Genomic DNA, 14,281 nt, shown 5'->3' with positions numbered 1-14,281 from the left:
TGTTTTTGCTTCAGTAAATCCGCATCATACGCGTTCCATTCCACACAATCAAAATAGATTTTAAGACTGATTTAAAACTTCAATTTAGTAAATTGCCAGTCCAAAGTTTTAAACAATACCAATTCATTCCTCAAACTCGGCAACCCAATAATTAATTTCAATGTTTCATGAGCCATCATAGTGCCAATCATCCCTGGTAAAGTGCCCAATACACCATTTAAATTGCAGTTAGGAACATCTTTAGGATCAGGTGCCTCCGGAAATAAATCACGCAAGTTTTTACTGTCTTGGTGATTAAAAACAGCAAGTTGTCCCTCAAAACCTAGAATACTTCCATATACAACTGTTTTTCCTAAAGTTACGCAAGTGTCATTGACTAAATAGCGGGTGGCAAAATTATCGCTACCGTCGACGATAATATCAAATTCACAAATAATTTGAGTAGCATTATCTGAAGTTAATTTTTCTTGAAAAGCATCAATTTTAATTAATGGATTTAAAGACTCTAAAACTGATTTTGCTATAATTGCTTTCGAATGGCCAAGATGTTTTTCAGTATATAAAATTTGACGGTGTAAATTGTGTAGTTTTACAATATCAAAATCTACTATTCCAATAGTTCCCACTCCTGCAGTGGCTATATATTGTAAAACGGGACAACCCAATCCTCCCGCACCAATAACGAGTACTTTGGCTTTTTTTAGTTTCTCTTGTCCCGCATTACCTATTTCGGGAAGCATGGTTTGGCGGTTATAGCGCAAAAAATCTTGTATTACACCCATTTTATTTTATATATTAAAGTATGAGGTTTTTATGTTTAATAATAGTCTATTGGAAGCTCTTGACTTCAATTAGACTTTTGGCTAAAAGTCCTGTCCCAATCTTTCCAAACCGGTTCATATCCGCTATTAGAAATTATCGATGCAATTTCAAAAGAAGATCGTTCGTCACTAATTTCAAATTGTTCTAACGATTGTGGATCTACCACATATCCGCCTGGATTTGTTTTAGAACCTGCACTCATACTAGTAATACCAAGTGGAATAATATTGTTTCTAAATTTTTCATCTTCACGTGTTGATAAAGAAATCTCTAGATCTTCATTCCACAAACGATATGCACAAATGAGTTGGGCTAAATCTTTGTCGTCCATAATAAAATTGGGTTTTATCACCCCTTCGGCGGGACGTAATCTAGGAAATGAAACAGTGTATTTTGTTTGCCAATAGGTCTTTTGTAAATAATCTAAATGCAAAGCGTTAAAAAAACTATCTGTACGCCAATCTTCCAATCCGAGTAAGACCCCTAAACCTATTTTGTGAATTCCAGCCGATCCCACACGATCTGGAGTTTCTAGTCGATAATCAAAATTTGATTTTTTCCCTTTTGTATGGTATTGTTTATAGACCTCTTGATGGTAGGTTTCCTGATAGACTAATACCGAATAAACACCAGCTTCATGCAAACGCTCATAATCTTCTGTAGACAGCGGTTGCACTTCTACGGAAATAATGGAAAACTGTTCTTTTATCACATCTATAGCATTAAGAAAATAATTGATATTAACGGTATAGTTGGCTTCTCCAGTTACTAATAGTACATGATCAAAACCAGCTTTTTTTAAAGCTCCTACTTCAAGTTTAATTTCAGAGTCGGTTAGTGTTTTTCTTTTTATTTTGTTGTCGAGGCTAAAACCGCAGTAGGTACATATATTTTGGCATTCATTACTTAAATATAATGGAGCATACATTTGAATGGTTTTGCCAAAACGTTTTTTTGTAAGTTCATGACTTAACTGTGCCATTTGTTCTAAATAGGGTTGGGCTGCAGGGGAAATTAAAGCAAGGAAATCATCAAGATTTCTTTTAGTTTTGGCTAAAGATTGCTCAACTTCTCTTGAAGTGGTTTTGAATATTTTTGATTTAATGGTTTCCCAATCGTATTGTTCAAAAATAGATTTGAATGTTTTCATAAGCTTAAACGCAAAGTGCGCACGGTTTTTCGCAAGGTTCACAAAGTTTTGCGCGCTTACTGCCTATCTTTGTGAATTTTGCAGTTAATTTATTGATTTAAAAATGCTGTCAAGGGACTCGAAGCCATTGCGTGTTTATATTGCTGTCCCAGCTTGGCTTCATATGCTTTTCGACCTGCAATTACAGCTTCTCTAAAAGCTTCTGCCATTAATATTGGATTTCCAGCAACTGATATTGCAGTATTTACTAAAACGGCGTCTGCACCCAGTTCCATTGCTTTTGCAGCATCAGATGGTGCTCCAATTCCAGCATCAATAATCACAGGAACTTTGGAGGATTCAATTATAATTTCAAGAAAATCAATCGTTTTAAGTCCTTTATTACTTCCTATTGGTGCGCCCAAAGGCATTACTGCTGCGGTTCCAACATCTTCTAATCGTTTACATAAAACGGGGTCAGCATGAATATAAGGCAAGACTATAAAACCGAGTTTGGCTAGTTCTTCAGTAGCTTTTAAGGTCTCGATGGCATCTGGCATTAAGTATTTTGGATCGGGGTGAATTTCTAATTTTAACCAATTGGTTTCCAATGCTTCTCTTGCCAATTGTGCTGCAAAAACAGCTTCTTTAGCATTTCTAGCGCCAGAAGTATTAGGCAATAAGTTGATGTGTGGGTGTTTGAGATGTGATAAAATAGCATCTGTTTCGGTTTCTAAATCGATTCGTTTCAAAGCAACCGTCACTAATTCGCTGGCAGAAGCTAAGATTGCTTCTTCCATTTGTCGGTTTGAGCCAAATTTTCCAGTGCCTAAAAACAGACGGGATTGGAAGGTTTTATCTCCTAAATTAAATACTGACATATAGTTTTTCGTTAAGTTGAGTAATAAGTTCTAATGGATTTTTGTTTTGTGTAATCAAACTGGAAACAGCAATACCATGAATGCCAATTTCCATCAATGCTTCGACATCATTTAATGTGATTCCTCCAATTGCATAAATAGGGATTGTGAGTCCGTTGTTTTGCATTTGGTTTATAATTGAGTGGTACCCTTCAAGTCCTAAAATTGGACTTAGATTCTCTTTTGTTGTTGTGTATTGAAATGGTCCCAATCCGATATAATCACAATCTTCAGCAGCTCTTCTAAGAATGTCTTCAAATGTATTAGCAGTACCTCCAATGATTTTTGTAGGCCCCAAAATGGAGCGGGCTTCAATAATCCCCATATCCGTTAAGCCTAAATGGACTCCATTAGCGTCCAGTTGTTTTGCTAATTGGACATTATCATTGATGATAAATGTGGATGTATAGTCTTGAGTTAACTTTTTTACGGCTTCTGCCAAAGTTAAAACTTCAAGCACATTTGGATTTTTGAATCGCATTTGGATCCAGTCGCACCCATTGTCTAATGCGCTATGGATAGCATACAACTGTTTTTTGATTGTATTTCCTTGAGAAATGTATTGTAATTTATTATACATAATGATATCCTAATTTAGTTTGATTTGATGCTAAGTATGTTTCTATATATATTTTGGCATTATTACAAGCAGTTAATAAGTCTTGGCCTAAAGCTAAATTGGCAGTAATGGCCGATGACAATACGCAACCAGAACCGTGCTTTTGGAAAACCAAAGTGGTTTTTGGTGAAAGCCTGAAAATTTCATTCTTGCTATATAAATAATCTGTCCCAACTGCAGCTGAATTATGTCCTCCTTTAAGTAAAATCGATGTGTATTTTGAAAGCGCTAGAGCTATTAGAACTGGTTTTTTTTTATCTAATGAAAACGACAAAATTTCATCATAATTGGGTGTTATTAAATCTATTTTTTGCAAGATTTCTATTAATAAGTCTTGTTTTTCTACAGTTGTAAAATTGAATTGAGTTGTGGATTTCAAAACTGTATCCCAAACGATTTTTGTTTTTGGCGAAAGCCGTTTGATACTTAATACAATTTTTTTTAAGTAATCCAATGAAGGTACAATTCCAATTTTCACTGCTTTTATATCATAATTGCCAAACAATTTTTCTAGTGATTCTAAAACAAAATTAATGTCAGTCCATTCTATTTTGAAGAACTCCTCTTCAGTTTGGATAGTATTGGCTGTGCTTATGGCAAAACCGTAAACTTTATGTTGTTCAAATGTTTTTACATCTGCTAAAATGCCAGCACCGGCTGAAGGATCAAATCCTGCTATGCTTAGAACCAATGGGCGAATTGTTGACATAATTTAAAATTTTCTATCGGATTTTTACTGTTCCAAATGGTTCCTAAAAGGGCTACTGAATCAAAACCAAATTTGTATGTTTCTGTGATGTTCTCTGAAGAAATCCCGCCCAAAGCAACTAGTTTAGTTTTGAAATTAGTTCGTTGTTTTACCGTTTCGATAAGGTTCAGTCTAGGCACATAGTTTGGTTTTGAAATACTTTGATAAATAGGAGATAGAAAGGCGTAATTAAAACCAGTATTTAATGAATTGAAATCTTCTATCGAATGAGTTGATGCAGATTCTATCAATTTTTGACAGGTTAAGTGGTAAATGCTTCTTTTGTTTTCCGTAAAATGGATTCTGTTGATCCCGAATTCTTCAGCTAAATTATGGTTTTGATGTAGAACCAATTTGGAATGAAATTCTAGTTCTATTTTTGAAATAAATATTTTTAATTGATCCTCAGTGAAATTAGGTTTCCTAATATGAAGCAACTCCAATCCATTCTCAAAAAGAGAATGAATGGTGTTGATTTCATTTGCTATGGGAATAGGGTTTGTGATTACTATCATAATCTTGCTTCTTTCTTATATTTTCGTTTAGATATAAATTTCTTTCCCTTGCTCAATAAATTCTTCTGATTTTTCTTTCATTCCTTTTTCGGCTTCGGCAACATCACGGATTTCTTGTGAAATTTTCATCGAGCAGAATTTTGGGCCACACATCGAACAAAAATGTGCTATTTTAGCTCCTTCAGCAGGTAAAGTTTCATCATGAAATTCTCTTGCTGTGTCTGGATCTAATGATAAATTAAACTGGTCTTCCCAACGGAATTCAAAACGTGCTTTGCTTAAAGCATTGTCACGGTATTGTGATCCTGGATGCCCTTTGGCCAAGTCTGCTGCATGTGCAGAGATCTTATAAGTGATAACGCCATCTTTTACATCTTTTTTATTGGGTAGTCCAAGGTGTTCTTTTGGGGTAACATAACACAACATAGCACAACCGTACCAACCAATCATTGCCGCGCCAATGGCTGAAGTAATGTGGTCGTAACCAGGTGCAATATCTGTAGTTAAGGGCCCTAAGGTGTAAAACGGAGCTTCGTCACAATGTTCTAGTTGTTTGTCCATGTTTTCTTTAATCATGTGCATAGGAACATGACCAGGGCCTTCAATAAAAACTTGTACATCGTGCTTCCAAGCTACTTTTGTTAGCTCACCTAAAGTTTCTAATTCGGCAAATTGTGCTGCATCATTCGCATCAGCAATTGAACCCGGTCGTAATCCATCACCAAGTGAAAAAGCGACATCATATTGTTTCATGATTTCGCAAATATCTTCGAAATGGGTGTATAAAAAGTTTTCTTTATGGTGGAACAAACACCATTTTGCCATAATCGAACCACCACGAGAAACGATTCCTGTAACACGCTCCGCTGTTAATTGAATGTAGCGTAATAATACTCCGGCATGAATCGTAAAATAAGAAACTCCTTGTTCTGCTTGTTCGATTAAGGTATCGCGGAACACTTCCCATGTTAAGTCCTCGGCAATTCCGTTTACTTTTTCCAATGCTTGGTAAATTGGCACCGTACCAATTGGTACTGGAGAGTTACGGATAATCCATTCTCTGGTTTCATGAATATTTTTACCCGTTGATAAATCCATAATTGTGTCAGCTCCCCAGCGGCAAGCCCAAACTGCTTTTTCTACTTCTTCTTCGATAGTTGAAGTAACTGCGCTATTACCAATGTTGGCATTAATTTTCACTAAGAAGTTACGGCCTACAATCATAGGTTCACTTTCTGGATGGTTGATGTTGTTTGGAATAATGGCACGACCTCTGGCTACTTCAGAACGAACAAACTCAGGTGTGATTTTAGATTTTGGCGTGTTGGCACCAAAACTTTGACCACCATGTTGGCACTGCATTGCTTTAGTTTGGTCATTTATTTGTTCAATTCTTTGGTTTTCTCTGATGGCAATGTATTCCATTTCGGGAGTGATGATTCCTTGTTTTGCATAATACAATTGGGATACATTAGCCCCTTTTTTGGCACGCATGGGTTTGTGCAAATATTCAAAACGCAAGTCGTTAAGTTTTTCGTCACGTAGTCGTTGTTTTCCGTATTCTGATGTGATTTCTGTAAGTTCTTCTACATCATTACGATCTAGAATCCATTGTTCGCGAATGCGAGGTAAGCCTTTTCGAATGTCGATGTCGATATTTGGATCGGTGAATGGTCCCGAAGTATCGTAAACGGTAACGGGAGGATTTTTTTCAATTCGTCCATTTGACATTTTAGTGTCGGCCAATGCGATTTCTCGCATGGCTACTTTTATAGGATGAATTGTTCCGTCCACATATATTTTAGTGGAATTTGGGAAAGGAGTTCTTGATATTTTTTCTTCGTTTGTCATTTTTTTAGGTCTTAAAGTTATAAAGTCGAAAGTCTTAAAGTCTGTTTTAATTGTGTGTAATGGCACGCGGATGAGACTGATTTTCTAAAGCAAAAACGCGGATTGAAGCGGATTTTTCAGTTTGTAGTAGTTTGTTGATTTTCTTTTGGTTCTTTTATCTTGATTCTTTCCTCTGTTAAAACGAACTCTTTTCTGCTAGGGATAGCAGTGAAAAGCCCGTAAAGTGGAATCGATGTAAAACAAGGATTAGTGAAGCGACTGAAAGAAGCTTTAACTAAGACTATGTTTTATAAGATTACAGTGCGGACTTGTAATGAATAGCCCGCCCGAGCAGCCAAATTAGCCTCCTTGGGTCGCAGAAATAATTAGAATAATGTCGGTTTCTTGTATAGAATGGGAATTCCAGTTGGATTTTGGAATAACCGTATTGTTGATGGCTATGGCAATTCCGTTTTGTTTTTCGGGAATTTCCAAGTCCAGAAGTGCTTGAATAGTTAGGCTGTTTTCGGCAAATTGTTTTGTTTGGTTGTTGATTTTAAGCTCCATTCCTTTTAGATTTAGTATAGTTATACTTTAGGAATGGCAACAAGGGCGCATAAAAATACGCGACGAAGTCATCTTACTTTTCCCTACGCTAGTATGAACTAGATCAGGTTCAGAGGGTAATTCTCAGCCTACAATATTGTAGACACCCCTAAAGTGTGAGACAAATGTAATGGTTTTTTTACTTAAAGGTTTTAAGTTTTAAGTTTAAAGTTGAGGTTGTTTGTGCTTTTTTGTGATATTATAAATAGGTAAGTCTACGATTGAAAGTGAAAATTAGTTGCGTTTCCAGCAATCTTGAACATGATCGTTAACCATTCCAGTGGCTTGCATGTTAGCATATATTACGGTGGAGCCGACAAATTTAAAGCCTCTTTTTTTTAAATCTTTGCTAATAACGTCGGACAATGGAGTAGTAGCTGGAACCTCTTTTAGGGTTTTGGGGTTATTGACAATCGGTTTTCCATCAGTAAATCTCCAAATATATTTTGAAAAAGTTCCAAATTCTTCTTGAATCTTGATAAAAGCTTGTGCATTAGAAACAGCCGATCGAACTTTTAATTTGTTGCGAATAATTCCACTGTCTAATAGTAATTCTTGAATTTTATCTTCAGAATAGTTGGCTATTTTTTTATAATCGAATGTGTCAAAAGCTTTTCTGAAATTCTCTCTTTTGTTGAGTATAGTTATCCAACTTAATCCAGCTTGAAAGGTTTCAAGAATTAAAAATTCGAATAGCGTAGCGTCATCATAAACAGGAGTTCCCCATTCTTGATCGTGGTATTCTTTATATAAATCGCTTGATAAGCACCAGCCACATCTTGTTTTTTCTTCCATTTTATTCTTCAGTTTCTTCTGATAAGTATTTTTTAATAATATGATGCCCTAAATATATTAACGGAGTGTGGAGTGTCTATCTTTGTTGTGACTAAATAATTAAGCCCATAAATAGTATATTTGAATTATGGGAAAAGTTTATGCAAACGACTTTAAAATTATGATTGTAGAATTATTAAAGTCTGGTAAATCGCTAAAAGAGATTAGTGAAGAATATGGTTTAAATGACAGTATGCTACGAAGGTGGCGAAGAGAGTTTGATTCGAAATCAGGAGATTTTTCTAAGAAAATTGAACTATCTGCTGTAGAAGTCGAATTAAAGAAACTAAAGAAAGAGCTTCAAGATGTTAAATTAGAACGAGATATTCTAAAAAAGGCGGTGAGCATCTTTTCCAAGAACGACAGATAAGGTATAAATTCATTTCTGAAAATAAGAATCAATATCCTGTTGAGAAGATGTGTTACTGTATGAAAGTCAGTAAAAATGCTTATTATCATTGGTTAAAAAGCTCTTTATTAGATTATAAAAAATCTGACACATTAGTTTTAATGGAAAAAATTGAGCAGGTATTTTATGAAAACAAAGAGATTTATGGTAGTTATAGAATACAAAAGAAGTTAGAACAAAGTCATTTATATTATTCTCGTTCTTACATTGCGTTTTTGATGAAAAAACTAGGATTGAGAAGTGTTTTAAAAAGAAAATTTATTATTACAACAGATTCTAATCATACTTATCCAATTGCAAAAAATATACTGAATAGAGATTTTACAAGTAATCAATTAGGACAAAAATGGGTGTCAGATATTACTTATGTTAGAGTTAATGACCAGTGGAATTACCTAACAACAATAATGGATCTAGCAGATAGAAAAATTATTGGATGGACATTAAGCGAAGATATGACAGTTGAAAACACCATCTATAAAGCTTGGTTATTAGCTAAGAATACTAGAAAAACAACTCCAGATCATATCTTTCATTCTGATAGAGGTGTACAATATGCTTCTAAAAAAATGAATCAAATATTAGATAAAAATACTAAAACTACTCAAAGCATGAGTAGAAAAGGAAATTGTTGGGATAATGCTGTAGCTGAAAGTTTTTTTAAAACAATAAAATATGAATGTTTATATAGGTATAAATTTAATACATATCAGCAATTATATGATTGTACATCTGATTATATACAGTGGTACAATACACAAAGATTACATTCTAGTTTAGGTTATAAAACACCCTTGCAAAAAGAAATAGAGTTGAGAGATTTATTTAAAATAGCGGCTTGAGTAAATTAGTCACAAATTTTGTAGTTATTCCAGTGAGCAATATAGCAATGGTTAATTTAAAAACATAACCCGTTAATGCAGATGAGATAAAAGTATCGAAATTTATTTTTCCAGGCAACCAAAATGCAATTCCTAAAACAATGAAGGAGTCAAATAATTGTGAGATTACAGTTGAACCAGTAGTACGAAGCCATATTTTTTGTTCTCCAGTGCGCTTCTTGAAAAACCAAAAGATGCTAACATCTATTAGTTGAGAAACCATAAATGCAATTATGCTTCCTACAATAATCCACATACTTTGCCCAAAAACGGCATAAAATTGATTGTCATTTACAGGACTGATGCCTACAGCTGCTGGAACATTTATGGCAAAAAACAATATGACAAAAGCATATGCTATTAAGCAAGCCGTTATTAAGGACAGTTTTTTTACGCCTGTTTCTCCAAAATATTCATTAATTAAATCAGTTGTTAGGAATACAACTGGCCAAGGCAAGATTCCTATACTCATTACAAAAGGGCCAATTTGGATTAATTTACCGCCTATTAATTCTGCTACAACAGCATTAGTGATGAAGATTCCTGCAAGGATGATGAATACAAATTCTTTTTTTGTTTTGAGCATAAAACCGATTTAAAACTCAAATTTAATATTTTATTTTGAGTTTTAAGTTTTAATCATTGATTTAGAATATGTCTGATTTTTTTTTTGAAATAATAGTTTAAGTAACATTAAATAAAAAAGAGCGATTTGAATAAACAAATCGCTCTTTTTCTATTTTGGAAGTAAATTAGGATTAACCTAAAGCCGCTCTTTTAAATCCTGTAACGATAAGATCTTTATCTAAAGATTTTACGTAGTTAGCAACACTTAATTTATTGTCTTTGATGTAATCTTGGTTTACTAAAGTATTGTCTTTAAAGAAACGAGCCAATTTACCTTTAGCAATATTGTCTAACATTGCTTCTGGTTTTCCTTCTTGACGAAGTAAATCTTTAGCAATTTCAATTTCTTTTTCGATAGTTGCAGCATCAACACCTTCTTCGTTTAACGCGATAGGGGCCATTGCAGCAGCTTGCATAGCAATATTTCTAGCTACCTCTTCACCACCTTCTAATTTTGCAGAAAGAGCTACTAAAGTTGCGATTTTGTTTCCAGAGTGGATGTAAGATCCGATAAAAGCACCTTCTAATTTTTCAAAAGTTCTGATTTCTAATTTTTCACCAATAACTCCAGTTTGCTCAATTAATTTATCAGCAATAGTAATTCCGTTGAAATCTGAAGCTAAAAATGCTTCTTTTGAATCAAAATTTAATGCTAATGTAGCCATTTCAGTAGCCATTTTTACAAAACTTTCATTCATACCCACGAAGTCAGTCTCACAGTTTAAAGTGATTACTACACCAGCAGTTTTGTCAGCATTTACAACAGCAATTGCAGCACCTTCAGTAGATTCTCTATCTGAACGGTTAGCAGCTACTTTTTGTCCTTTTTTACGAAGGTTTTCGATCGCTAAATCAAAATCTCCTTCTGCTTCAACTAATGCTTTTTTGCAGTCCATCATTCCTGCACCGGTTATTGTTCTTAATTTATTTACGTCTGCAGCTGTAATTGTTGCCATGTTGTATTATTTTTTAAGGTTAAAAGTAAAAATTCCAATTCTTAAATCCCAAATTCCAATTTTATTAAATTATCAACTTATTGTTTCTAATTTTTTTATGGAATTTGGAATTTAAAATTTGGAATTTAAAATTTGTTTTTTATTCTTCAGTTGCTGGTGCAGCTGTTTCAGCAGCTGGAGCTACTACTTCTTCAGTTGTAGCAGTTGCTACAGCAGCAGGAGCAGCTTTTTCAGTTGCGTCAGCTTCTTTGTCAGACCCTCTATCAGAAAGTCCTTCAGTGATTGCAGCTGTAACTAAAGTTAAAATTTTATCGATTGATTTAGAAGCATCATCATTTGATGGAATTACAAACTCTACTTCACGAGGATCAGAGTTAGTATCAACCATTGCAAAAACTGGAATGTTTAATTTTTGAGCTTCTTTTATTGCGATGTGTTCAGCTTTGATGTCTACTACAAATAATGCAGCTGGTAATCTTGACATATCAGAAATTGAACCTAAATTTTTCTCTAATTTAGCACGAAGACGATCAACTTGTAAACGCTCTTTCTTTGAAAGTGTCATGAAAGTACCATCTTTCTTCATTTTATCAATAGTAGCCATTTTTTTAACAGCTTTACGGATAGTTACGAAGTTAGTTAGCATTCCACCAGGCCATCTTTCAGTGATGTAAGGCATGTTTGCAGCTTTTGCTTTTTCAGCAACGATGTCTTTTGCTTGTTTTTTGGTAGCAACAAATAATATTTTTCTACCTGATGCAGCGATTTTTTTCAAAGCTTCATTAGCCTCTTCAATTTTTGCTGCAGTTTTATATAGATTGATAATGTGTATACCATTACGTTCCATATAAATGTACGGAGCCATGTTTGGATCCCATTTTCTAGTCATGTGTCCGAAGTGAACACCTGCTTCTAGTAATTCTTTTACTTCTACTTTGTTTGACATTTTTTGTACTAGTTTACGTTCTGTTGATTAGCAATGTATGAATGGCGATTTCTCGGCTAAATACATTTAGATGCTAAACTAATTCCTACCTCGGTAGGCAACAACAACATTGTTTTAAATTCAATAATAAATTCAATGAGTCTTGAATAAATGTATTCAAGACAGGCAATATTAACGTTTCGAGAATTGAAATTTCTTACGAGCTTTCTTTTGACCGAATTTCTTACGCTCAACCATTCTTGGATCTCTTGTCAATAAACCTTCTGGTTTCAAGATTAATCTGTTTTCAGCATTTACTTCACACATAACGCGTGCCAATGCCATTCTTACAGCTTCTGCTTGACCAGTTGAACCACCTCCATAAACATTTACTTTTACGTCAAAGTTAGTTGCATTTTCTGTCATAGACATAGGTTGCATCACTTTATACTGTAAAGTAGCTGTTGGGAAGTAAGTTGCGAATTCTTTTTTGTTTACAGTGATTACTCCTGTTCCTTCCGAAACATAAACACGTGCAACAGCGGTTTTTCTTCTACCGATTTTGTGAATAACTCCCATTACTTAAGATCGTTTAGGTTAACTGTTCTCGGTTTTTGTGCACCTTGTTTGTGCTCTGAACCAACAACAACATTTAAATTTCTGAAAAGTTCAGCACCAATTTTGTTTTTTGGTAACATTCCTTTTACTGCTTTTTCTACTAATAATGCAGGGTTTTTCGATTGCAATACTTTAGCAGTTAAAGTTCTTTGTCCTCCTGGGTAACCTGTGTGACGCATGTAAATCTTTTCGTCCATTTTGTTACCTGTAAGGTTAATTTTTTCTGAGTTGATAACAATTACGTTATCTCCACAGTCAACGTGCGGTGTGTAACTTGGCTTGTACTTACCTCTTAAAATCATAGCGACTTTTGAAGCAAGACGACCTAAGTTATGACCTTCAGCATCTACAACGATCCACTCTTTTGTAACAGTGGCTTTGCTTGCTGATTGTGTCTTGTAGCTTAATGCGTCCATAATAATTTTTTAATTAAACATTCCATCCCCATTAAAGGGGATGCAAAAGTACAATTAATTATTTTAAATACAAATACCTTAAAAGAATAATTTTCACTTGTTTTTACACTGATAATCAATTGTATATTTAGGGTGTCGTTGTATTTTTATCTTTTCGATTTTTACTTAATACATCTATTCTATTTTTACATTACTTTTGTTATCAATAATAAAATTTTTATATTGCATTCTTACCAGCTATTTTTATAGAATAATACTGTCTTTTTTTATAGCATGTAAATTGCTATTATATTTAAAGTTAGAGACTATTCAAGATACTATTATTACTAATTTAGTCAACAAATACATAATTATGAAAGTTAAAGCAACTCTTAAACAAATTGCAAAAGAACTTAACGTTTCTGTTTCTACAGTTTCAAAAGCCCTTAATGATAGTCCTGAGATTAGTGATCAAACAAAAATTAAGATAAAAGAATACGCTAAACTTAAAAATTACAAACCCAATGTTATTGGTTTAAATCTAAAAAACAGAAAAACAAAAACAATTGGTGTTATTATACCCAATATTTTAAATTCTTTTTTCGCAAAAGTTTTTAGTGGTATTGAAAAAGTTGCGGATGAAAAAGGATATAATGTGATTACTTGTATTTCTAATGAGTCGATAGAAAAGGAAATAAATACATTAGAAATGCTTAGTAATGGAACTATTGATGGCTTCATTTTATCAGTATCTGAAGAAGCTCAGAAGCTTCAGGATTATTCTCATTTCTCAGCAATAATAAATGACGGAACTCCTATAGTAATGTTTGATAGAATAGCGGATGAAATTGAATGTGATAAAGTCGTGGTTGATGATTTTAATTCAGCTTTAAACTCTACTCAAAGATTAATTGATTTAGGTTGTAAAAATATTGCGTTGTTTTCATCAGTAGATGAACTTAGTGTTGGTAAATTGCGTACAGATGGTTATTTACAAGCGTTGAAAAATAATGGTGTTGCAGTAAATGAAACTATTATTTTAAGAACAAACTCAGAAGAGGATTTAAGTGCCGCTGTTTTAAATATTCCTTCAAATGAGCCTATAGATGCAATTTTTGCTTTGGAAGAAACGGATACGGTTGCTGCATTAAAGTATGGACTAAAACATGGTTTTAAAATACCTGAAGAATTATCAATTATTGGTTTTGCAGATGGAATATTAGCTTCGAGAAGGCTAACTCCAAGTGTTACAACTGTAAGCCAACATGCGCCTGAAATTGGAGAAAAAGCAGCTTTGTTGTTAATTGATCGTTTAGAAGCTAAAGAAGAAAATTTACCTTTTAAAACGGTGGTTATTAAAACAATTTTGAAAGAAAGAGAGTCTACAAGAAACGGATAATTAGAATTTTTAATATTAAAAAAAACCACTCCTATTTATATAAGAGTG

Annotated in this window: 16 protein-coding genes and 1 riboswitch; of the genes, 2 read left to right on the top strand and 14 right to left on the bottom strand. The window is 33.8% G+C overall.

The genetic code is table 11. The annotated features are described in order from the left end of the window. Positions 1-71 precede the first annotated feature (71 nt). The 9 genes from AB3G36_RS01965 to AB3G36_RS01925 form a co-directional block, all read right to left on the bottom strand. Entirely contained in the window at positions 72-782 is a 711-nt protein-coding gene (locus AB3G36_RS01965) for a ThiF family adenylyltransferase (RefSeq protein ID WP_367755472.1), read from the bottom strand. A 65-nt stretch (positions 783-847) separates the two neighbouring features. Continuing rightward, positions 848-1,972 carry a 2-iminoacetate synthase ThiH gene (gene thiH / locus AB3G36_RS01960; RefSeq protein WP_367755470.1) on the bottom strand — a complete coding sequence of 375 codons (1,125 nt, stop codon included), beginning with the start codon at positions 1,970-1,972 and terminating at the stop codon, positions 848-850. Between the two features lie 89 nt (positions 1,973-2,061). Then, complete coding sequence (locus AB3G36_RS01955; protein ID WP_367755468.1) at positions 2,062-2,832, bottom strand: thiazole synthase; 771 nt, start codon at positions 2,830-2,832, stop codon at positions 2,062-2,064. Continuing rightward, on the bottom strand, positions 2,819-3,451 hold the full coding sequence (locus tag AB3G36_RS01950) for a thiamine phosphate synthase (RefSeq protein WP_367755466.1): 633 nt from the start codon (positions 3,449-3,451) through the stop codon (positions 2,819-2,821). Before AB3G36_RS01950 ends, AB3G36_RS01955 begins: the two co-directional genes overlap by 14 nt. Continuing rightward, positions 3,444-4,199 (bottom strand): hydroxymethylpyrimidine/phosphomethylpyrimidine kinase, encoded by a 756-nt coding sequence (locus AB3G36_RS01945; RefSeq protein ID WP_367755464.1) that lies wholly within the window; start codon positions 4,197-4,199, stop codon positions 3,444-3,446. Before AB3G36_RS01945 ends, AB3G36_RS01950 begins: the two co-directional genes overlap by 8 nt. Further along, positions 4,172-4,753: a thiamine phosphate synthase gene (locus AB3G36_RS01940; protein WP_367755462.1), complete on the bottom strand. Its 582-nt coding sequence runs from the start codon at positions 4,751-4,753 to the stop codon at positions 4,172-4,174. The genes AB3G36_RS01945 and AB3G36_RS01940 overlap by 28 nt, the downstream gene beginning before the upstream one ends. 27 nt (positions 4,754-4,780) lie before the next feature. Beyond that, positions 4,781-6,604: a phosphomethylpyrimidine synthase ThiC gene (gene thiC, locus AB3G36_RS01935; protein WP_367755460.1), complete on the bottom strand. Its 1,824-nt coding sequence runs from the start codon at positions 6,602-6,604 to the stop codon at positions 4,781-4,783. Positions 6,605-6,943: 339 nt separating this feature from the next. Beyond that, on the bottom strand, positions 6,944-7,150 hold the full coding sequence (gene thiS / locus AB3G36_RS01930; protein WP_367755458.1) for a sulfur carrier protein ThiS: 207 nt from the start codon (positions 7,148-7,150) through the stop codon (positions 6,944-6,946). Between the two features lie 63 nt (positions 7,151-7,213). After that, positions 7,214-7,310: riboswitch (TPP riboswitch) on the bottom strand. A 113-nt stretch (positions 7,311-7,423) separates the two neighbouring features. Beyond that, on the bottom strand, positions 7,424-7,984 hold the full coding sequence (locus AB3G36_RS01925) for a DNA-3-methyladenine glycosylase I (protein ID WP_367755456.1): 561 nt from the start codon (positions 7,982-7,984) through the stop codon (positions 7,424-7,426). A 127-nt stretch (positions 7,985-8,111) separates the two neighbouring features. Between AB3G36_RS01925 and AB3G36_RS01920 the strand changes: the two genes are divergently transcribed. Beyond that, positions 8,112-9,274, top strand: a protein-coding gene (locus AB3G36_RS01920) for an IS3 family transposase (protein ID WP_367752676.1) whose coding sequence is annotated in 2 segments (ribosomal slippage) — positions 8,112-8,352 and positions 8,352-9,274 — 1,164 coding nt in all. Because the reading frame shifts where the segments join, the coding sequence is not laid out codon by codon here. Here the strand turns inward: AB3G36_RS01920 and AB3G36_RS01915 are convergent. The 5 genes from AB3G36_RS01915 to rplM all read right to left on the bottom strand — a co-directional run bounded on the left by AB3G36_RS01915 (position 9,258) and on the right by rplM (position 12,855). Then, the gene (locus AB3G36_RS01915) at positions 9,258-9,899 is read right to left on the bottom strand and encodes a queuosine precursor transporter (RefSeq protein ID WP_367755454.1); all 642 of its coding nucleotides are present in this window, start codon (positions 9,897-9,899) and stop codon (positions 9,258-9,260) included. The genes AB3G36_RS01920 and AB3G36_RS01915 overlap by 17 nt on opposite strands. A 172-nt stretch (positions 9,900-10,071) precedes the next feature. Beyond that, positions 10,072-10,896 carry a translation elongation factor Ts gene (tsf, locus tag AB3G36_RS01910; RefSeq protein WP_367755452.1) on the bottom strand — a complete coding sequence of 275 codons (825 nt, stop codon included), beginning with the start codon at positions 10,894-10,896 and terminating at the stop codon, positions 10,072-10,074. 139 nt (positions 10,897-11,035) lie between these two features. After that, complete coding sequence (rpsB, locus tag AB3G36_RS01905) at positions 11,036-11,842, bottom strand: 30S ribosomal protein S2 (RefSeq protein WP_367755450.1); 807 nt, start codon at positions 11,840-11,842, stop codon at positions 11,036-11,038. Positions 11,843-12,013: 171 nt separating this feature from the next. Continuing rightward, entirely contained in the window at positions 12,014-12,400 is a 387-nt protein-coding gene (gene rpsI, locus AB3G36_RS01900; protein WP_091083100.1) for a 30S ribosomal protein S9, read from the bottom strand. Then, entirely contained in the window at positions 12,400-12,855 is a 456-nt protein-coding gene (gene rplM / locus AB3G36_RS01895; RefSeq protein WP_367755447.1) for a 50S ribosomal protein L13, read from the bottom strand. Before rplM ends, rpsI begins: the two co-directional genes overlap by 1 nt. A gap of 352 nt (positions 12,856-13,207) precedes the next feature. Between rplM and AB3G36_RS01890 the strand changes: the two genes are divergently transcribed. Further along, positions 13,208-14,233 (top strand): LacI family DNA-binding transcriptional regulator, encoded by a 1,026-nt coding sequence (locus AB3G36_RS01890; protein ID WP_367755444.1) that lies wholly within the window; start codon positions 13,208-13,210, stop codon positions 14,231-14,233. Positions 14,234-14,281 lie beyond the last annotated feature (48 nt).

It is taken from the genome of Flavobacterium sp. WC2430, assembly GCF_040822075.1.
In the GTDB taxonomy this organism is placed as follows: domain Bacteria; phylum Bacteroidota; class Bacteroidia; order Flavobacteriales; family Flavobacteriaceae; genus Flavobacterium.
Note: the sequence above shows the minus strand (reverse complement) of the source record. Positions and strands in the feature narration are given on the sequence as shown.

Excerpts from the sequence above, each read along its gene's own strand:
- AB3G36_RS01965 (WP_367755472.1), bottom strand. The coding sequence starts at position 782 with ATGGGTGTAATACAAGATTTTTTGCGCTATAACCGCCAAACCATGCTT.
- thiH (WP_367755470.1), bottom strand. The coding sequence starts at position 1,972 with ATGAAAACATTCAAATCTATTTTTGAACAATACGATTGGGAAACCATT.
- AB3G36_RS01955 (WP_367755468.1), bottom strand. The coding sequence starts at position 2,832 with ATGTCAGTATTTAATTTAGGAGATAAAACCTTCCAATCCCGTCTGTTT.
- AB3G36_RS01950 (WP_367755466.1), bottom strand. The coding sequence starts at position 3,451 with ATGTATAATAAATTACAATACATTTCTCAAGGAAATACAATCAAAAAA.
- AB3G36_RS01945 (WP_367755464.1), bottom strand. The coding sequence starts at position 4,199 with ATGTCAACAATTCGCCCATTGGTTCTAAGCATAGCAGGATTTGATCCT.
- AB3G36_RS01940 (WP_367755462.1), bottom strand. The coding sequence starts at position 4,753 with ATGATAGTAATCACAAACCCTATTCCCATAGCAAATGAAATCAACACC.
- thiC (WP_367755460.1), bottom strand. The coding sequence starts at position 6,604 with ATGACAAACGAAGAAAAAATATCAAGAACTCCTTTCCCAAATTCCACT.
- thiS (WP_367755458.1), bottom strand. The coding sequence starts at position 7,150 with ATGGAGCTTAAAATCAACAACCAAACAAAACAATTTGCCGAAAACAGC.
- AB3G36_RS01925 (WP_367755456.1), bottom strand. The coding sequence starts at position 7,984 with ATGGAAGAAAAAACAAGATGTGGCTGGTGCTTATCAAGCGATTTATAT.
- AB3G36_RS01915 (WP_367755454.1), bottom strand. The coding sequence starts at position 9,899 with ATGCTCAAAACAAAAAAAGAATTTGTATTCATCATCCTTGCAGGAATC.
- tsf (WP_367755452.1), bottom strand. The coding sequence starts at position 10,896 with ATGGCAACAATTACAGCTGCAGACGTAAATAAATTAAGAACAATAACC.
- rpsB (WP_367755450.1), bottom strand. The coding sequence starts at position 11,842 with ATGTCAAACAAAGTAGAAGTAAAAGAATTACTAGAAGCAGGTGTTCAC.
- rpsI (WP_091083100.1), bottom strand. The coding sequence starts at position 12,400 with ATGGGAGTTATTCACAAAATCGGTAGAAGAAAAACCGCTGTTGCACGT.
- rplM (WP_367755447.1), bottom strand. The coding sequence starts at position 12,855 with ATGGACGCATTAAGCTACAAGACACAATCAGCAAGCAAAGCCACTGTT.
- AB3G36_RS01890 (WP_367755444.1), top strand. The coding sequence starts at position 13,208 with ATGAAAGTTAAAGCAACTCTTAAACAAATTGCAAAAGAACTTAACGTT.